At 47.8% G+C, this 19,215-nt stretch carries 14 protein-coding genes; 4 read left to right on the plus strand and 10 right to left on the minus strand.

Features of this window, described 5'->3' with window-relative positions:
• Window positions 1–370: 370 nt before the first annotated feature.
• The 8 genes from folE to DXA74_RS12225 form a co-directional block, all read right to left on the minus strand.
• Complete coding sequence (gene folE / locus DXA74_RS12190; RefSeq protein ID WP_118527990.1) at window positions 371–952, minus strand: GTP cyclohydrolase I FolE; 582 nt, start codon at window positions 950–952, stop codon at window positions 371–373.
• A gap of 1 nt (window position 953) precedes the next feature.
• A complete protein-coding gene (locus tag DXA74_RS12195) occupies window positions 954–1,502 on the minus strand; it encodes an SPOR domain-containing protein (protein ID WP_158576067.1) in 549 nt (182 codons plus the stop codon).
• Window positions 1,503–1,641: 139 nt separating this feature from the next.
• The gene (gene tpiA / locus DXA74_RS12200; protein WP_118527994.1) at window positions 1,642–2,403 is read right to left on the minus strand and encodes a triose-phosphate isomerase; all 762 of its coding nucleotides are present in this window, start codon (window positions 2,401–2,403) and stop codon (window positions 1,642–1,644) included.
• The gene (locus tag DXA74_RS12205) at window positions 2,378–3,727 is read right to left on the minus strand and encodes a BT_3928 family protein (RefSeq protein ID WP_233550532.1); all 1,350 of its coding nucleotides are present in this window, start codon (window positions 3,725–3,727) and stop codon (window positions 2,378–2,380) included. Before DXA74_RS12205 ends, tpiA begins: the two co-directional genes overlap by 26 nt.
• The gene (locus DXA74_RS12210) at window positions 3,720–4,259 is read right to left on the minus strand and encodes a DUF1599 domain-containing protein (protein ID WP_118527996.1); all 540 of its coding nucleotides are present in this window, start codon (window positions 4,257–4,259) and stop codon (window positions 3,720–3,722) included. Before DXA74_RS12210 ends, DXA74_RS12205 begins: the two co-directional genes overlap by 8 nt.
• Window positions 4,260–4,365: 106 nt before the next feature.
• The gene (locus tag DXA74_RS12215) at window positions 4,366–5,304 is read right to left on the minus strand and encodes a M23 family metallopeptidase (RefSeq protein ID WP_118527998.1); all 939 of its coding nucleotides are present in this window, start codon (window positions 5,302–5,304) and stop codon (window positions 4,366–4,368) included.
• Window positions 5,305–5,643: 339 nt separating this feature from the next.
• A complete protein-coding gene (recG, locus tag DXA74_RS12220) occupies window positions 5,644–7,740 on the minus strand; it encodes an ATP-dependent DNA helicase RecG (RefSeq protein WP_118528000.1) in 2,097 nt (698 codons plus the stop codon).
• Between the two features lie 3 nt (window positions 7,741–7,743).
• On the minus strand, window positions 7,744–8,421 hold the full coding sequence (locus tag DXA74_RS12225) for a 2-C-methyl-D-erythritol 4-phosphate cytidylyltransferase (protein ID WP_118528002.1): 678 nt from the start codon (window positions 8,419–8,421) through the stop codon (window positions 7,744–7,746).
• 331 nt (window positions 8,422–8,752) lie between these two features.
• On the opposite strand from DXA74_RS12225, the gene DXA74_RS12230 reads away from it, so the two are divergent.
• Window positions 8,753–10,660 carry a glycoside hydrolase family 97 protein gene (locus DXA74_RS12230; protein WP_118528060.1) on the plus strand — a complete coding sequence of 636 codons (1,908 nt, stop codon included), beginning with the start codon at window positions 8,753–8,755 and terminating at the stop codon, window positions 10,658–10,660.
• A 112-nt stretch (window positions 10,661–10,772) separates the two neighbouring features.
• On the plus strand, window positions 10,773–14,279 hold the full coding sequence (locus DXA74_RS12235) for a glycoside hydrolase N-terminal domain-containing protein (RefSeq protein ID WP_118528004.1): 3,507 nt from the start codon (window positions 10,773–10,775) through the stop codon (window positions 14,277–14,279).
• A 675-nt stretch (window positions 14,280–14,954) separates the two neighbouring features.
• On the opposite strand, the gene DXA74_RS12245 is transcribed toward DXA74_RS12235, so the two are convergent.
• Both DXA74_RS12245 and DXA74_RS12250 read right to left on the minus strand, forming a co-directional pair.
• Entirely contained in the window at window positions 14,955–15,515 is a 561-nt protein-coding gene (locus tag DXA74_RS12245) for a DJ-1 family glyoxalase III (RefSeq protein WP_118528008.1), read from the minus strand.
• Window positions 15,516–15,545: 30 nt separating this feature from the next.
• A complete protein-coding gene (locus DXA74_RS12250; protein ID WP_118528010.1) occupies window positions 15,546–16,259 on the minus strand; it encodes a pyridoxine 5'-phosphate synthase in 714 nt (237 codons plus the stop codon).
• 231 nt (window positions 16,260–16,490) lie between these two features.
• Here DXA74_RS12250 and DXA74_RS12255 point away from each other — a divergent pair, with 231 nt between their 5' ends.
• Window positions 16,491–17,363 (plus strand): NAD kinase, encoded by an 873-nt coding sequence (locus DXA74_RS12255; protein ID WP_199666168.1) that lies wholly within the window; start codon window positions 16,491–16,493, stop codon window positions 17,361–17,363.
• A gap of 1 nt (window position 17,364) precedes the next feature.
• A complete protein-coding gene (locus DXA74_RS12260) occupies window positions 17,365–19,023 on the plus strand; it encodes an ABC transporter ATP-binding protein (protein WP_199666166.1) in 1,659 nt (552 codons plus the stop codon).
• Window positions 19,024–19,215: the final 192 nt, after the last annotated feature.

Consider the following 19,215-nt stretch of genomic DNA (forward strand, 5'->3'; position numbering starts at 1 on the left):
AGCCAACAAAAAAAATGAATAAAAATTCAATTCTTTTTCAGCCGATACCGATATTCGGGCTGCAAACGGCATTTTTCAGAATAAAAGCCCGACCTGCAAACCTCCCCCAATTATGGGTTCTGATAACAGATTTGCGAGCTATAAAATTTCATCAGGATGATTTTTCAAGAACATCATAATGAAATAAAACAAACATCATAATAAAAAATCCGCGTCTTCAGCACAAAAAAAATGAAGGAACAGCCTTTCGAGATTCCTCCATCTGCTGAATGACCTTTATATCTTATATGAGAAGATAAAAAAGAGCCGTATCATCACTCAAAAAATAGAGTTTGATACGACTCTTTTCAATCGATACTTTATCCTTAGATTATTTATGATGAATCAGATTCAAAAACTCTTCTCGTGTTTTTGCCTGTTGGAAAGCTCCCGTAAAATCACTTGTTGTCGTCACCGAGTTCTGTTTTTCAACGCCTCTCATCTGCATGCACATGTGCTGCGCCTCGACCACAACCATCACTCCCAGCGGATTCAGTGCCTGCTGGATGCATTCCTTAATCTGCAAGGTCATGCGTTCCTGCACCTGAAGACGATGAGAGAAGCAATCAACCACACGGGCAATCTTACTCAACCCGGTGATATAACCGTTCGGTATATAAGCCACATGCACCTTACCATAAAACGGCAACATGTGGTGCTCACAAAGAGAAAAGAAATCTATATCCTTAACAATAACCATCTGGTTATAGTTTTCCTTAAATTTAGCGGAATTCAAAATGGCAGCCGGATCCTCATGATAACCGCGGGTCAGAGTCAGCATCGCCTTGGCCACACGCTCCGGAGTCTTGATCAGTCCCTCACGCTCGGCATCCTCGCCCAACAAAGAAAGAATCCCCTTATAATGAGCCGCCAGCTCATTCTGTACATTCAAATCCACATTCTTCTTATCCATATCAATAAGCTACTTGAATTTTGCACTTTACAATCACAGCCTCACCAAAAGCTCCTGTACCTTTTAATTCGCTCAGAACACGGCTCGCCTCAGCATAGGAACGAAAATCGCCGATACGGCACGTCCATCGAGGGCTGTAAAAATGAGTATAAACAGGAAGATCTGCAAAATACTTCTTCACCTGATTTCCCTTACGCATGGCCTGCTCGCGCGCAGTCCGCGAATTACCTCCGGAATAAACCTGAATACGGTAGCCCACAGTAGTGTATTTGGAACGATAGGCCTTAGGAGTCGTGGTATCGCTCTTCACAATACTTGCACTGGAATCCGGATCGTTTTTCTTCAAAACAGAAGACGTTTCTGTGCGGTCAATCTGTTTCTCCGCCTTCTTCTCGGGAGAACCGTTCACCAGGCGTTCTATGGATGAGTCCTGATGGATCACAACGCGCCCTTTACCCGCCTCCACCTGCTCCAGGCGCTCGGTAAACTTCTGGGCAGACAGCGGCAATGCCAGCATCACTCCTAACAATCCAATAAAAAGGTGCTTCATATAAAAAACATTAAAGAATTGAACAGGAAGGAACGGCCTTCCTAAAGAAAAATGCCATTCCGAAGGGCTGTCCCGACAGACGCCTGCTCGGAATGGCATTTCAACTTCATTAATTTCTTAATATCTACGTGCCTGAAAATTATGCCTTCCATGCATCGATGATACCCTTGAAGTCAGCGCACTTCAAAGCAGCGCCACCGATCAAGCCACCATCAACATTTGGTTTTGCGAAGATTTCCTTAGCATTTGAAGGCTTGCAGCTTCCACCGTATAGGATAGAAACATTCTCAGCAGCCTCAGCACCGAACTTGTCGGCGATAGTGCTACGGATGAATGCGTGCATCTCCTCAGCCTGCTCAGCAGTAGCAGTCTTACCAGTACCGATAGCCCAAACTGGCTCATAAGCCAAGATGATGTTTGAGAACTGCTCTGCAGTCAGATCGAACAATGATCCTTCCAACTGAGCCTTAACCACTTCGTTCTGCTTCTCAGCCTCACGCTCTTCCAATACCTCACCGATGCAGAAGATTACCTTCAAACCGTTAGCCAAAGCCAAGTTAACCTTCTCCTTCAGGATCTCAGCAGTCTCACCGTAGTAAGCACGACGCTCTGAGTGACCCAGGATTACATACTGTGCACCAGTAGACTTAACCATAGCGGCAGAAACCTCACCGGTATATGCACCTGAAACCTTGTCAGCGCAGTTCTCAGCACCCAAACCGATCAGATTTGCATCCAACACGTTAGCTACAGAAGCCAAGTGAATGAACGGAGTGCAGATTACTACATCACAATTTGGTTTGTCAGCAGTCAAAGCTGCGTTCAACTCAGTTGCCAAAGCAACACCTTCCTGCAAGTTCAGGTTCATCTTCCAGTTACCTGCTACAATTTTCTTTCTCATTTTCTTGTTGTTTTATTAGGTTTAAAACTCGTTTTTTATGTTTTGTTCTCTGATTCATTTTAAAGGCGATCCAAATGCGGTCGAGCAATGTGAGCAACAGCAAAGGCACCACATACCAGAAAAGCACCTTCATCACACGGAACCAATTGGCTTCGGGCCTCAACGTTCCCACCGTTGTCTGCTCCAGCCTCCGGCCAGCAAACTCCGATTCATCCGGAAGGTTGTTCACACTCCACTTGTTGATCACGACACCTTGCTTCAGAAGCACCAGTCCCGGATTGGAACGGACAATCGTCTTCAGCGTTATCGCATCTGTCACACAAAACGGATATTCCGCACCTGTAAGGTCCTGCCAGCGTGTCACAAACTCCGGTCCCGAAGCCGTAAGACAGTAAAAGGAATATCCCTGCTCCCGACAGTAATCGAAAATCTCGTTTATCTGATCCATATTACTGTCATCGGCATGCTCCAAAAAAGGAGATACCAACAGAAAGGTGTAGGAAGTATCCCGAAGGATCTGCTCGGTAATATCTTCTCCGCTCTCATATTCGGTAATCGAGAAATCGTGCACCGGAGGTTCATATCCCGCCTTGGTCATCACCGTGCGGCTGTCTACAAAAGTCCATGTGCTGTCGGGATAGTTCTGCTCTGTAAACTCCTTTCGTACTCCGTTCTTTTCAAGAATGAAAGTTGTTTCAAACTCCGGCTGCTCCGCATCTTCGGGAATACTCATCCCCTGCACCAAGTCGGCACCGATATGATACGGGCGGAAGTCAAGCACCGGCAAACGGTAGACACACCATCCGGAGAATATCCAGATAAAGAAGATGGAATACATCGAAACCATCCACTGATTACGCTCAGAAATGAAACGGTTCAGCAAGCGGGGATAACGGCATACACTCACTGCGGCCAACAGCAAAACCACGTTCTTGTAGAAAGTTTCCCAATTCGTCAGTTTAAATGCGTCGCCAAAGCAACCGCAGTCCGACACCGGATTGGCCAAAGCCAGATAAAGCGTAAAAGGAGTCATCAGGGACATCAGGATCAGCAAAGCCCATGTCGTCGTCCTGCGCCGGATACCGAAAAACAGATAAATACCCAGACAGAACTCCACGACAGCCAGCAAAATAGCTGCCGGCAGATAAAGATAACCGGATACCCAGTCTGCCAGATGAAAGGCTTCGGCATAATCTTCAAGCTTGTATTGCGTTCCTCGCGGGTCGACTGCTTTGACAAAGCCCGACATGATAAACGTACCGGACAAAATCAGACGACAAAGATTAACCCAGCCCCATTTGATTTTTCGCTTTAACCTACTCACCGAACTTTAATTTTATCAGTCCGAAAACCGAATAGTTGATCATGTCCATATAGTTTGCATCCACACCTTCAGACACCAGCGTCTCTCCCTTCAGTTCTTCAATCTGCTTGGTCCGATAAATTTTCATCAGAATCAAATCGGTATAGGAAGATATACGCATGCTCCGCCATGCCTCATCATAATCATGGTTTTTCTTGAGCATCAGCTCCAAAGTGGTCTGCGCATACTTGTCATAATACTCCAGAGCCGCCTCAGCAGTCAGATCCTCCCGGTCGGCAAAACCGAGTTCCAGCTGAATCAGGCCAATGATGCCATAATTCACGATGGCCATAAATTCCGGATAAATACCTTCGCCCACCAAAGAAACACCTTTGACCTCGAGGCTGCGAATCCGATTGGCCTTGATAAAGATCTGGTCGGTTACAGAAACCGGGCGCATAATCCGCCACGCGGCTCCATAATCGTGCAATTTCTTGGCAAACAAATCCCGGCACTCGGCCATCACCTGTTCAAACTGCTGTTTGGTATCCATTCTCTGTGATTATTTTTACTTTTAATAGGTGCAAAGGTAGCATTTTCTTACGAGAAGTACAAAAAAAAGAGTCTGCTATAACATCATAGCAAACTCTTTTTTATGATTAAGAATATCTTAAAATCTGTCCTGGTCTCAAAGTTGCCTTACGACTCAAACCGTTCATCTTACACAACTTTTCGATGGTTGTTCCCAATTTCTTGGCAATCGTAGACAAATTCTCACCCGACTTCACCTTGTGGATTCGGATCGGATTCTCCTTCTTCGCTGGCTTTTTCTTTTCAGAAGCAGTTGCAGGAGTGATGCTGGCCAAATCAGCAGGAACGCGCTCATTTCCATTCAGCACATAACCTTTTCCGTTGGCGCGGAACAAATAATAGTCTCCTGTAACGTCCTGTTCTACAAAGTCAAACATTTCCGCCGGATTGATGGCCTGTCCCAGGAAACGGGTTTCAAAGTGCAGGTGCGAACCGGTTGAACGTCCGGTATTACCACCCAATCCGATTGGTTCACCGGCCTGTACTACCTGATCCTCTTTTACGATCTGCTTGGACAAGTGGCCGTAAACGGTTTCCAGTCCATTCGGATGGCGAATCACTATATACTTTCCGTATCCGCCGCGCTCATAGGCTACGATGCGAACCTTTCCGCTGAATGCGGCACGGATGGTATCTCCGATATACACTTTAATATCCAATCCCTTGTGCATGCGGCCGAATGTACGACGGTAGCCATAATTGGATGTAACCAACCGACTTGGTGTCGGCATGCAGAAATGACGTAAGTCTATCTTGTACTCTTGCGGCATTTCTACATTATAACGGCTTACATAATTATTATGCCATCCCTGATACAAATCAAAAGCCGGATTCTGCAAATTGTCCGTATTGATCAGTTTCTGCAAAGCCACTGAGTCTACGGAACGCATTTTCTTGTCGATAGGAGCCTGACGGGCCAAAAGATCCTGTCCCTGCATCGGAATAGCGCTCAACATGGCTATTACGGCTATCGCCCCTGTCTTTAACTTCTTTAATTTAAAAAGCATTCTTCTGTTCGTTTCTTCTAACTAATAGTTATTCGTTACACCATAAATGATTTCTACTCTCAGACGTTTCTCCTCAAAGTCCCTAAAGCAAGGAAAAACCAAAAACAGATTTTGTTCGGTTCCCGACACAAACACGGACTTTACAACAGCCGACCTCATGACACAAGCAGGAACATGAAACAAACATCCGGTTGCAAAAATAGCCTTTTTAGAAGAGACAACCAAATAGTATTAATGTTTTTTTACTTATATTAAGCCAGAAACCTTACGATTCCGACTTGACGACTCGCGCATAACAATCTTATTTACAAGCTATAAAGAAATCGAAACAAGGTAGAATCAAGAAATTGCCGACCAATTTACCTGATTTTTTCTCAAATGCTCCAAACGGGCCCAAACCATTCGGTTCTCGGGACGGTTTTCATCCGGGTCATTATCCAACAATCCTTGCGCTTTCTGTCGGGCCAGCTCCAGAATCTGTCCGTCACGAGCCAGATTTGCCAGTTTCAAATCAAAGGCAATACCGCTCTGCTGCGTTCCTTCCAAGTCGCCCGGTCCGCGCAGTTTCAAATCCTCTTCGGCTATTTCAAAGCCGTCGTTGGTTTCGGTCATGATCTGCATCCGTCGGCGTGTATCCTTGCTCAGTTCATATTTGGTAACCAGAATACAATAGGACTGCTCCGCGCCGCGCCCTACCCGACCGCGAAGCTGATGCAATTGCGCCAGCCCAAAACGCTCGGCATTTTCAATGATCATCACCGAAGCATTGGGCACATTCACTCCCACCTCAATAACAGTAGTCGCCACCAGAATCTGCGTTTCACCGGAAATGAAACGTTGCATTTCTTCATCCTTCTCCTGCGCTTTCATCTTTCCGTGCACCTTGCTGATACGATATTCCGGAAAAACCTGCCGCAGATGTTCATATCCTTCTTCCAGATTCTTGATATCCAGTTTTTCGCTCTCCTGAATCAACGGATAAACCACATAGACCTGTCGTCCACGCTGTATCTCGCGCCGTACTCCCTGATAGAGACTCTCCCGCTGGTTCTCAAAACGATGTGTGGTCTGTATCGGCTTTCTGCCCGGAGGCAACTCGTCAATAACCGACACTTCCAGATCACCATACAAAGTCATGGCCAGGGTGCGCGGAATAGGTGTAGCCGTCATCACCAGCACATGCGGCGGCCAGGTATTCTTGCCCCATAAGCGGGCACGCTGAGCCACTCCAAAACGATGCTGCTCATCAATAACCACCATACCCAGATTCTGAAATACCACCGGATCCTCCAATACGGCATGTGTCCCCACCAGAATCTGCACCGAGCCGTCACGCACTCCATCGAGTACCGCCTGACGGCGTTTCCCCTTGACCGAACCTTTCAGCAGTTCCACCGTAACAGGCATGTCGCCCAAAAACTTGCGGAACGTTTCCAGATGCTGCTCAGCCAAAATCTCCGTCGGAGCCATAATACACGCCTGAAATCCATTATCCAGCGCAATGAGCATACACATCAGAGCCACCAAAGTCTTTCCACTGCCCACATCGCCCTGAAGCAGGCGGTTCATCTGTCTTCCGCTTCCCATATCTGTACGGATTTCCTTGATTACCCGTTTTTGGGCATTTGTCAAAGCAAAAGGCAGATAGTCACTGTAGAACTGATGAAAATAATTGCCCACACGTGAGAATACAAAGCCCCGATAACGGCGGATACGATCACGCGTATAACGCAAGATATTCAGTTGCACATAAAAGAGTTCTTCAAACTTGAGTCGCAGTTGTGCCCGTCGCAATTCATCGGCCGTAGCCGGATAGTGAGCCTGACGCAAAGCCTGTCCCAACGGAATCAGATGCAACTCATCCAGCAGCCACTGCGGTAGAGTTTCGGGAATCGGGGCATCCAGTTTCTGGAATAAAGTGGAAGTAAAATGCTCTATCGTGCGGGAATTCATCCCGCTGCGCTTCATCTTCTCCGTAGTGTTATAATAAGGTTGCATGCGCATGGAAGAAAGAGTAAGCTGCTCGGCCGGCTCTATATCGGGATGCGAGATATTGATGCGCCCGTTAAAGGCCGAAGGTCTTCCAAACACGATATACTCCTGATGCACCTTATAATGAGAAGCGATATACTTGATTCCCTGAAACCAGACCAAGTCCACCACTCCATAACCATCCGTAAAATGAGCCACCAAGCGGCGCTTTCGTCCTTCTCCCTCCGTTTCGTAACTGAGAATCTGACCTTTGATCTGCACATACGGCATATCGGCAGTAAGTTCCTTTATGGCATACAACCTACTGCGATCAATGTGTTTATAAGGAAAATAATAGAGCAGATCGTTCAGCGTATAGATTTTCAACTCATCATTGAGCAGTCGGGCACGCTGCGGTCCCACTCCGGGCAAAAACTTTATATCCTGACGTTCCAGATCCAACATGTTTTATTCTTTAAGAAGTGCTTCGGCAATTTTCAAATCAAAAGGAGTCGTGATCTTGATATTCTCACGATTACCCGGCACCAAAGCTACGGACACTCCGGAAGCCTCCACGACAGAAGCATCATCGGTAAACAGTTCAGTAAAATCCTGACTGTAAGCTTTCTTCAACACATCGGCCCGGAAAGTCTGCGGAGTCTGCACCAGTTTCAGGCGCGAACGGTCCACCGCCATACTACTGCCATCCGCAGACAACTGGCGCACGGAATCCACCATATCCAGCACCGGTACAACCGCTCCCTGACGGGCAGCCTCATCAAAACAGGCCTGAATCACCTGCGATGATACAAACGGGCGCACTCCGTCGTGCACGGCAATCAGCACATCACTTCCTTCCTCGGGAACAGCCTGCAATCCATTCTGCACAGAATGGAAACGGGTGCGTCCACCGTCGGCCAGTATATAGGGAATCCGGAAATCATATTGACGGCACAGTTCTTTCCAATAATCCTGCTGTACCTTCGGTAAAACCAATACGATGCCCGTTTCGGCATCAGTCTGATAAAATGCCTCTACCGTACGCATCAATACAGGTTTTCCTCCAATCGGAAGAAACTGCTTGGGGATCTCTCCACCCATACGGAGACCTTTGCCTCCGGCCACAATAATCACATATTTCTTCATTTTGTCCTTTCTTAAACGTATTACAAACTTACGAAATTTCTGCGAAGATTAATAATTCTTGATGCAAATCAACAGTTTATTTTTTTGAATCAGAAAAATCACGAAAAAAAGAAGAATAAAATTTCTTTTTTTGAATAAGGAAAGGTACATTTGCAAAACGTTCAGTCCAGAAAAACATGAAAACAAGGTGACATCATGCTTCAGAACAGCAAATGTCGAAACCTGTTCCAAAACGAACAATGAACTAAAACAAGAAGATTCTGAAATCCAATCCAACGGAATCACTTTCAAGGAAATCGAATTAATATATTGCAGCCAATTTATAATAACTATGAAACGTGCTATTATTTTCTGCCTGTTCATCTGGTCCATTTGTCTGGGCGGATATACAAAAAACCGTTATCGAGTGACGTCTCCAGATGGAGAAATAGTACTTAGCGTCTTTACGAATCAAGGAAACTGGACGTACAGTCTTTCCGTAAGAGATTCTCTTCTGCTGGACGCATCATTGCTGGGATTTCAGGATTCTCTCGGCAATCAGCTTCTCTCATCCCAAAAAGTCCGTCTGGTTTCTTCATCAAAGAATACGCACAACGGAATTTGGAAACCGGTTTGGGGCAAGCGGCAACGTGTTCCAGACCGCTACAATGAATTATGTTTGAAGTTTTCGGTTATCGGTGCTGCTCAGAACGATTTCTGCCTGTACTTACGGGCGTACAACGATGGCGTAGCATTCCGGTATTCTGTTCCTGACCGATCAAGACTAAAGAAGAAGGCTGTACTCGAATCTACCAGTTTTGCCTTTAACGGCGATTATACCGCCTGGTTCTATAATAATGAATATCATAATATCGGTCCGGAACGGTTGTCGGAATCATCCGGTATTCGTCAGCCCGTCATGACAATCCGTGCAGACCGCAATTTATATCTGGCTGTGCATGAAGCTGATCTCAGGACTGATGCGCCCCTGTTATTACGTTCCGCCAAAGACAACTGCACGTTTCATGTAGAAGCCCAGCCGGTAGATTTGGTTGCAGGTTATTTGTCAGCATGGCGCGTGCTGTTCATCGGAAAAACGCCGGGTGAAATGGTCGACTCCCATCTACTGGAATTATTGAATCCCGACCCTGTGGGAGATTTCTCCTGGGTGAAGCCAGGAGTAGCCGTATGGGACTGGCGCATCAACGGCGCAGAATGGGAAGGCTTCACTTACCGGATGGATTATCCTTCCTGGGTACGTATGGTGGACTTCGCTTCGGAACAAAAGTTTTCTTATCTGGTTCTGGACGCCAATTGGTACGGCCCCGAACATGAAGCCGAATCCAATCCGCTTACGGGAGAGAAAGTGAACGATGTAAAGCGTATCATAGCTTATGCGAAAAAGAAAGGCGTAGGCATCTGGCTTTACCTGAACGATGTTGGAGGCAGGGAATACCCGATAGAAAAGACTCTGGCCCAATATGCAGCCTGGGGAGCAGCCGGAATCAAGTATGGTTTCATGAAAGGAAGTCCACGCGAGAAGAATATCTGGACACAGAAAATCACGGCCTTATGTGCCAAGAACAGATTGCTGGTAGATTTTCATGATGGTCCCGTTCATCCGTACGGACAAATGAGAACCTGGCCCAACGCCGTTACACGCGAATATTGTCAGGCGCAGCTTGATGCCCACCGGACCTTTCAGCCCAAAACGTTTGTCACTTCGGTCTATGTCAATATGCTGGCAGGCCCCATTGACATGAACAACGGTATGTTTGACCTGAGACAGGGAAATACTACGCGAGTAGACGAAAACCAACCCGTTCCTTCCACCCTCGTAGCAGAAGCAGCCCGCACGTTAATTGTTTTCTCTGGCGCAACCATTATACCGGACATACCCGAGTTTTACAGAAAATATCCTCCACTACTGGATTTCATCAGTGCCCAGAAGATGCCCTGGCTGGAAAGCAAGACATTATGTGGAGAAATCGGAGAGTATATCGTCATGATGCGAGAAACCAAAGATGCCTATCTGATTGGTGCTGCAACCAATGAGCAAGCAAGGACATTGGATATCCCTTTGGACTTTCTGCAATCAGGAAAAAGTTATCAGGCTGTAGTAATGGAAGACGGTGATGGAGCACATTATTTATATAATAGAGAAAAAATGAAGTCTCGTACAGACCAAGTCACCCCAAAATCCGTAATTCGGGTACAATTGGCACCGGGTGGTGGAAGTTGTATCCTGATCAACAAATAAGAACATTTACGACTTCGAAACCTATACCTTCAAAGTTGGCCGTTAAAGAAAAGCAGACAAAAACGGCTCAAGCCAAAAGGAACTCACCAATTTACTAAAATAATAATAACTCATGAAAAAAAGATTCAAATTTCTAATGGGTGCTTCTCTGTTCTTCGTTACGGCGCAAGGACAATTGTTACCCAAATTCTCAGTTGCAAATGATACCACATGGTATTATGTCCAATTCAAGAACGGCTCGGGAACCATCTCCGATCCGGGAACAGGTAAAAAGCTGATTACCGCACAAAAATCTTCTCAGAGCAATCAGATGTGGGCTCTCATCGGCAACCAGAATGACTTTGTCATGAAGAGCAAAACGGGGCATTATCTTTCTTTCTCCGGCGGATTCTATACTTCCGCCACACAGGGAGAGCCCATGAAGCTCATCACCAGTCCAAACTCCAACTATCCCGACAGTTGGGAGCTTCAGCGCAAAAACGGAACTTCGAGCATGAACCAATGGGAAGGAGCCGGAATAGGCAAATATCTGGGTGAGTACACTGCCGGAGACATGAACAACCCGCTGCATTTTGTGGCCACAACAACCCAGCTCCCGAAGTTCAGCACAGAGAACAATGAAACCTGGTTTTTCATTAAGTTCTGTGAGAATGGCAATACCATACAGGATGAAGGTATCGGAAAAGCATCGGTTCTGGCCCATCCGGATCCTATTGACGAACAGTTGTGGAAACTGGTGGGCGACGAAAACAGTTTCCAGCTCGTCAACAAGGCCGGCCACTATGCCTATGTCTCAGGAACAGACGGAAGTGATGCCGCACGCCTAAAGACCCAATCCGAAAAGTGGAACGGCAGTTTCCGCTTATACACTACCGATTATGCCGCATACTCTCCGGCATGGGAAATCCATGTCAACGGCAACAAACAGCGCCCGGCATTGAACCAGTGGATGGGAGCCCAGACCGGAAACGAGATCGGACTGTGGCAAGCCAGCGACAAGAACAATCCGCTCTATTTCATCGAACCCGCCGACATGGTTTATGCCGACTATAAAGTGGAAGGTATAGAGGGATACAAACCGGAGCATGACCTCACCTTGTGGTACACCCAGCCGACCACACTCACCAGTGCTGCCGACAAATGGATGGAATACAGTCTGCCTATCGGAAACGGACAGTTCGGTGCCAGCATATTCGGCGGTGTATTAAAGGAAGAGGTTCAGTTTAACGAAAAGACATTATGGTCCGGAACCAACAAAGACAACGGTTCCGAATATGGAGACTACGAAAACTTCGGTAGCGTCTATATAGAAAGTTTGGGCGAAGAAGGATTCAGTTACGGAGATGCCCACCCGGTGCAGGATTATTATCGCCAGCTGGATCTGACAAACGCCACGGCTTCCGTTGTCTACAAGAGTCCGGACAAATCCGTAACCTACACCCGCGAATATATTGCCAGCAACCCCGATCAGGTTGTGGCCATGCGCCTGAAGGCTTCCGAACCCGGAAAACTCAGTCTGCGCTTTACGATGGAATCCGGAAAGCCCGGCATCAAGGCCGATACCGAATACAAGGATGGCTATGCCTGCTTCAAGGGTAAGTTGCAGATTGTCAGCTATAATGCCCGTTTAAAGGTGATCCCTACAGGAGGTCATATAGAAACCACCGACGAAGGCATTACTGTTAAGGCTGCCGATGAGATTCTGGTCATTCTGGGCGGAGGAACAGACTTCGATGCCTATGCTCCGAACTATGTATCTGCCACCTCAGAGCTGGAAGCAAAAGTATTGCAGAAGGTAGACGCTGCCGCCCAGAAAGGATGGGAACAGCTGTATGAAGACCATGTTGCTGACTATGGTTCCTTGTTTGGCCGTGTCCACCTGAATCTGGAAGGAGCAAAGAACAATCTGCCAACCGATGAACTGATCAAGAAATATGCACAAAGGAGTACCGGAACAGAAGACTACGCCCTGATGCTGGAAGCATTGTATTTCAATTATGGACGCTATCTGATGCTAGGTTCCTCACGTGGTGTCGACTTGCCTTCCAACCTGCAAGGCATCTGGAACAATTCTTCAGAACCGGCATGGAATGGAGATATCCACGCCAATATCAATGTTCAGATGAACTATTGGCCCGCAGAAATCACCAACCTGTCTGAACTGCATCTGCCTTTTATCAACTACATCACGAACATGGCCATGAACCACGATGAGTGGAAGGGATATGCCAGAGATGCCGGACAGACAAAGGGCTGGACCTGTTATACGGAAAACAACATCTTTGGCGGTGTCGGTTCCTTTATGCACAATTACGTCATCACCAATGCCTGGTATTGCACCCACCTCTGGCAGCACTACCGCTATACGCTCGACAAGGAGTATCTGGCCAAGGTATTCCCTACCATGTGGAGTGCTTCGGAATTCTGGCTTGAGCGCCTGATAAAAGATTCCGATGGCTTGTATGTCTGCCCGCAGGAGTTTTCTCCGGAACATGGTCCTACGGAAGACGGTGTGGCCCACGCCCAGCAACTGGTTTGGGACCTGCTGGCCAACACGCAAAAGGCAGCGCAGATTCTGGGAACAGAAAGCGGTCTGAACGAAGAACAGCTGACCTTGCTTTCCGACCGTCTGAAGAAACTCGACAAGGGTCTGAGAATCGAAAAGTACACCGGTGCGTGGGGAGCTACTTTGAACGGTGTCAAAACCGGCGATCCATTGTTGAGAGAATGGAAAGAAAGTACATACGATGCCGGACAAAACGGTCACCGCCACATGTCTCACCTGATGTGTATTTATCCGTTCAGTCAGGTTACGGCCACCAGCCCTTATTTTGAAGCTGCCCTGAACTCCTTGAAATTAAGAGGAGACGCCTCTACCGGCTGGTCAATGGGATGGAAGATAAACCTTTGGGCCAGAATGCAGGACGGCAATCACGCCCACGACATTCTGGAGCTGGCATTACGCCACCACAGTGTGGCAGGAGGCGGCATTTACTATAATCTCTATGATGCCCACGCCCCATTCCAGATTGACGGAAACTTCGGTGCCTGTGCCGGTATCGCCGAAATGTTAATGCAGAGCCACACCGATACCATCCAGATTCTTCCGGCCCTTCCTGAAGTTTGGAAGAACGGTTCCATTGAAGGATTGAAGGCCGTTGGAGACTTTACGGTAGACGTTTCCTGGAAAGAGCTGAAACCTCAAACCGTCCATATCGTTTCCAACCAGGGAAGTCCTCTATACGTATCTTATCCTGGTATTGCCACCGCTACCGTTTATGTCAACGGTAAGGAAATACAGGCCGAATGGAACGATATGAACACCCTTCATATTGATGCTCAAAAAGGTGACCAGATTGAGATTGACTGCTCCAAGATTGTGACACAAATCGCTCCGATCACTGACTCACCGAATTTTTCATTCGATGTGCAGGACAACAAGGTTACCGTAAAAGGAACTGAGGTGCAAAAGGTGACGGTGTATGATGTAGAGGGAAAGATTCTGCTGACCACCAGCAACTCATGCTTTGCGCTGAATCATGATGCTTCTCAGATGTATCTGATTCAGGTGACGGATAAGCAAGGCAACACCAATGCCCGCAAGCTGGTACTTCCTTGACTAGAAATACTGCAACTGTAAAGAATGCGGAGTTCATTACGGACTCCGCATTTTTTGTGGCGTTATCAGCAGACATGAGCAAGAACGGCCCCTATCATTTTGCCACCGTTTTCCAATTTTTGCTAACATCACCTTTTTAGTTTATCACACCAACCGGAAAGGAAACCGCATAAATATTCATTCCTGATGCAGAGAAATCGCATAGACATACGTTTTTTATACCAAAAACAGCAGAAAAACGATACGGAAAAACGGCAGAAACCTCTGCTTGAGAAGAAACATTCATCACCATGAACCGTTCAAAACATCGAAATGTTTCTCCAAAATGATGGGCAACATTTCTAAAACATCCGGAAAGAACAAGAAAAGACCCTGATTTTGAGATTTTGAATTTCTGGAAAGGGGGGAAAACAGGAAGGGGGAAATTCGTAGAAAATCATTGATATATAAGTCTATAAGTCCCCAACAAACTACTGAGAATCACAAAATCCGCAGCAAACGGCAGGCAGTCCCCATTTTCGCAAGAGGCAGTCTGCATAAAAAATCAGAAAGAAAGCACCGGCGCCCCGTTACGGAGAAAAAAGACAAAATGCCAACCGAAAAAACCGCCTTTTGCATCTCCGTGAAAAGACACAAAAGGCGGTTCGTCCTTAAAAAATTATGATAAGAAAAAAGTTACTTTACCAGTTCTGAATACAACATACCATCCTTCAGAGCCTGAACCTTCTCTTCACCGGCCAGCTTGGTCACGATGGCGTAGGCAAATTCGAAGACAGCGGCCGGACCCTTACCGGTAATAAACTGTCCGTCCTGCTCTACCAGCTTGCCGGTATATTCAGCACCTTCGAGTTCTTTGTCGAATCCCGGATAGCAGGTAGCCTTCAATCCCTTGAGCAATCCCATACGGCCATATACCAATGGAGCGGCACAAATGGCAGCCAACGGTTCTCCTGCATCGTAACGCTTCTGAATGGCCTTGCGCAATCCGGCATGCTCATACAGATTATAGGCTCCGGGCAGTCCGCCTGGCAACACAAACAAAGATGCATTTTCCAGATCAGCATCTTCAAACAACACATCGGCCTTGATATGTACATCGTGTGAACTCTTGACCAACAAATCACCGGTTACGGAAACAATCTGAATCGGCAAACCAGCACGGCGCACAATATCCACTACAGCCAAAGCTTCAACTTCTTCAGTTCCTTCTGCAAAAAACAAATAAATAGGATTCATAGTCTATGTCTTTAATTAAATGAACAAACATTATTTCAAACAGTCCAGATAACTCCGGATGGTCTGTTCCATACCCAAATACAAGGCGTCGCAAATCAAGGCATGCCCGATGCTCACCTCGTCCAGCCAAGGAATCTGACGATGGATATATGCCAGATTCTCCAGACTCAGGTCATGACCGGCATTCAGGCCCAGACCTACGGCACGGGCGCACTCTGCCGCCCGGACAAAAGGAGCAACGGCTGCTTCGGGACTGGTGCGATAGGCTGTGGCGTATGGTTCGGTATACAGTTCCACACGGTCGGCACCCACCTTGGCGGCATGCTCAATCATAGGCAGCTCGGTGCCCACAAAAATAGAGGTACGGATGCCCTTTTCCTTAAAGGTGCGGACCACATCCGTCAGGAAATCCTGATAGCGCACCGTGTCCCAACCGGAATTGGAAGTGATCTGCTCCGGCGAATCCGGTACCAAAGTGACCTGAGCCGGAACGACCTCACACACCAGGTCGATAAAAGAATCACAGGGATAGCCCTCAATATTGAACTCTGTGGTAAGCACCGGCTTCAGGTCGCGCACATCCTGATAGCGGATATGCCGCTCGTCGGGACGCGGATGCACCGTGATACCCTGTGCTCCGAAAGCCTCACAATCCAGAGCCATCTTCACCACATTGGGATTATCGCCGCCACGCGCATTGCGCAAAGTGGCTATTTTGTTGATATTTACACTCAGTTTTGTCATCAGTGTCGTATTTTTTTAGTTGTATCAGTTTCCACAAAGTTAGTAAAAAACAGTTATTGTCTTTCATAAACCGGATATTTTTTCAGGACTGATAATTCATTTTTCCTTCGAAAAAGCAAGTAAGAGCTTCATTCTATGATATATTGAAAAAAATAAGTAATTTTGCTTCTAGAAGAACCGCAATCATGTGGAACAGAACACAAGAACAAAACAAGCAGCATTATGCGGAATATTAGATTTGCAATTTTCGGAAATGTCTATCAGGCCAAAAAATCAGCCTCGTTTGAGCATCTTTTTCATATCCTGAAAAGACATCCCGCCGAACTATATATCGACAAGGACTTTTATCATTACCTGACCAACGAGCTGAAACTGGATGTGCAGGCCGACCGGCTCATTACCGACGATGACTTCGAAGCTGATATCGTTATCAGCATGGGGGGCGACGGCACGTTTCTGGAAGCGGCACGCCGTGTCGGAAAGAAAGAGATTCCGATACTCGGCGTCAATATGGGGCGTCTGGGTTTTCTGGCCGATGTGTCTCCCTATGACATAGAGGATGTGGTGGAACATCTGTACCGGGGAGAGTATGCCATAGAGGCACGCAGCGTGATTGAAGTGACCTTGCCTGACGGCAGCCTGAGTGTCTATCCCTATGCACTGAATGAGGTGGCTGTGCTGAAACACGACAATTCTTCCATGATCAGTATTGATGTGCGCATCAACGGCGAGCATCTCACCACCTATCAGGCCGACGGACTGATTATCAGTACACCGACCGGATCTACCGGCTATGCGCTCAGCGTGGGCGGACCGATCATAGTGCCTCAGGCCGGCATCTTCAGCATCACTCCCGTGGCGCCCCACAGCCTGAACATGCGCCCGCTGGCCTTGCGCGACAATGCCGTTATCGAACTGTCGGTCGAAAGCCGGAGCCATAACTTTCTGGTCGCCATAGACGGCCGGAGCGAATCCTGTCCGGAGTCTACCCGTCTGACCATCCGCAAGGCTCCTTATCAGGTAAAAGTGTTCCAACGTCAGAATCATTCATTTTTCAGCACCCTGCGCAACAAACTGATGTGGGGCGCCGATCCTCGCTCGTAACATGATGAGAGATTTCAAGATTTCCTATAAGACCTGGGCACTGCTGAAGTGGCTCTGGCATACCGCCCGCAGCTACCGGATGCAAGCGGGCATCAATGCCATATTGGGCTGTAGCAGTGTCTTCCTGGACTTTGCCTTTATCTGGGCCACCAAAATGGCCATCGACATAGCCACACAAAAACAGTCGGGCAACCTGTCTACCGCAGCTTATTTTCTGGTGGGCATCATGCTGTTGCAGATTCTGGTGGGATTCACCAACCGCTGGGTGCGGGCCATTCTGGGTGTCCGCGCGCAGAACAAGATGCAGCAGCGCATCTTCGGGCAGCTGTTGAACAGTGACTGGAGCAGTCTGGAACAGAAACACACGGGCGACATGCTGAACCGGTTGGAACGCGACGTGAGCGATGTGGTAAGCGTCATCACGGAAACCCTGCCCAGCATGCTGGCCGTATGCGTACGCCTCGTGGGTGCCTTTCTGTTTCTTTATTCCATGGATTCATTCCTGGCCTGCGCCGTGATTCTGATCCTTCCGTTTTTCATTTTGCTGAGCAAAGCCTATGTCCGGAAAATGAGAGGACTCACCCGAGGCATCCGTAACACGGACAGTCAGATACAGAGCGTGCTTCAGGAAACCCTGCAACACAAAATGGTGATCAAGACTCTGGAGCAGACAGGATTTATGGCTGGACGGCTGGACGGTATCCAACAGTCGCTCCGGCAACAGGTCAAGCAGCGCACCGTCTTCTCGTCTTTCTCGGCCACCATGCTGAACATCGGCTTCGGCTCCTGCTATCTCATCGCCTTTCTTTGGGGAAGCAGCCGCCTGATGGACGGAAGCATCACTTACGGCGTGATGATGGCCTTTATCCAGCTGGTGGGACAGATTCAAAGTCCTTTCCGCGACATGACGCGCTTCATCCCGGTGCTCATCGGTTCGCTCACGGCCACGGAACGCCTGATGGAACTGGAAGCACTGCCCAAAGAGGAACAGGGAGAAAGCATTCATCTCGACGGAAACCTGGGCATCCGCGCCGAACAGATCCGGTTTACCTATCCCGGAGGACATAGAACCATCCTGACGGATTTCAGTCATGACTTTGCTCCGGGAAGCAGCACCGCCATTCTGGGAGAGACCGGAGCGGGAAAAACCACACTGATCCGTCTTGTCTTGGGACTGGTACGACCGGAACAAGGGCGAATCTATATATATAATAAGGAGAAAGAAGTAACCTGTAGCCCGCTTACCCGCTGTAACATCGTTTATGTTCCTCAGGGAAACACACTCTTCAGCGGTACCATCCGCGACAATCTGCTGCTCGGAAACCCGCATGCCGGTGAGGAGGAACTGAAAGAGGCGCTGCACACGGCTTGTGCCGACTTTGTGTTTGAGCTGCCCGACGGCATGGATACCCGCTGCCATGAAATGGGAGGAGGCCTCAGCGAAGGACAGGCCCAGCGCATCGCCATAGCCCGCGCCCTGCTCCGCAAAGGCAATATCCTGCTGCTGGACGAAGCGACTTCGGCACTGGATGCTGCCACGGAAAAACAGTTGTTGCTGAATCTGCAAAACAAGGCACAGGACAAGACCCTGCTTTTCATCACCCACCGGCCGGAAGTGCTGTCGCACTGCTCTCAGGTGCTCCGTCTGCAACGCCATTAAGCCATACGGATACTGTCGTCTTCGATTACATTCCCGCTTCTTTGCAGGCATGTAATCGAAGACTTTTTTTATCAGTATCCGAAAACAAATATGTCGTTTTTGTAACAAAAAGACTGCAAGCTCTATTTTTATCACCAATCTGCTCCCTCAAAAAAAACTGAATACAAATCTTCACAAACATGTTATAAAACT

The sequence above is a fragment of the Bacteroides sp. OF04-15BH genome (genome assembly GCF_003477995.1).
Lineage (GTDB): Bacteria > Bacteroidota > Bacteroidia > Bacteroidales > Bacteroidaceae > Paraprevotella.

What these genes read in the sequence shown, in the direction of transcription:
- DXA74_RS12195 (WP_158576067.1), bottom strand. Translation starts at nt 1,502, where the DNA reads ATGAAGCACCTTTTTATTGGATTGTTAGGAGTGATGCTGGCATTGCCG.
- DXA74_RS12245 (WP_118528008.1), bottom strand. Translation starts at nt 15,515, where the DNA reads ATGAATCCTATTTATTTGTTTTTTGCAGAAGGAACTGAAGAAGTTGAA.
- DXA74_RS12260 (WP_199666166.1), top strand. Translation starts at nt 17,365, where the DNA reads ATGATGAGAGATTTCAAGATTTCCTATAAGACCTGGGCACTGCTGAAG.
- folE (WP_118527990.1), bottom strand. Translation starts at nt 952, where the DNA reads ATGGATAAGAAGAATGTGGATTTGAATGTACAGAATGAGCTGGCGGCT.
- DXA74_RS12215 (WP_118527998.1), bottom strand. Translation starts at nt 5,304, where the DNA reads ATGCTTTTTAAATTAAAGAAGTTAAAGACAGGGGCGATAGCCGTAATA.
- recG (WP_118528000.1), bottom strand. Translation starts at nt 7,740, where the DNA reads ATGTTGGATCTGGAACGTCAGGATATAAAGTTTTTGCCCGGAGTGGGA.
- DXA74_RS12210 (WP_118527996.1), bottom strand. Translation starts at nt 4,259, where the DNA reads ATGGATACCAAACAGCAGTTTGAACAGGTGATGGCCGAGTGCCGGGAT.
- DXA74_RS12235 (WP_118528004.1), top strand. Translation starts at nt 10,773, where the DNA reads ATGAAAAAAAGATTCAAATTTCTAATGGGTGCTTCTCTGTTCTTCGTT.
- tpiA (WP_118527994.1), bottom strand. Translation starts at nt 2,403, where the DNA reads ATGAGAAAGAAAATTGTAGCAGGTAACTGGAAGATGAACCTGAACTTG.
- DXA74_RS12225 (WP_118528002.1), bottom strand. Translation starts at nt 8,421, where the DNA reads ATGAAGAAATATGTGATTATTGTGGCCGGAGGCAAAGGTCTCCGTATG.
- DXA74_RS12230 (WP_118528060.1), top strand. Translation starts at nt 8,753, where the DNA reads ATGAAACGTGCTATTATTTTCTGCCTGTTCATCTGGTCCATTTGTCTG.
- DXA74_RS12250 (WP_118528010.1), bottom strand. Translation starts at nt 16,259, where the DNA reads ATGACAAAACTGAGTGTAAATATCAACAAAATAGCCACTTTGCGCAAT.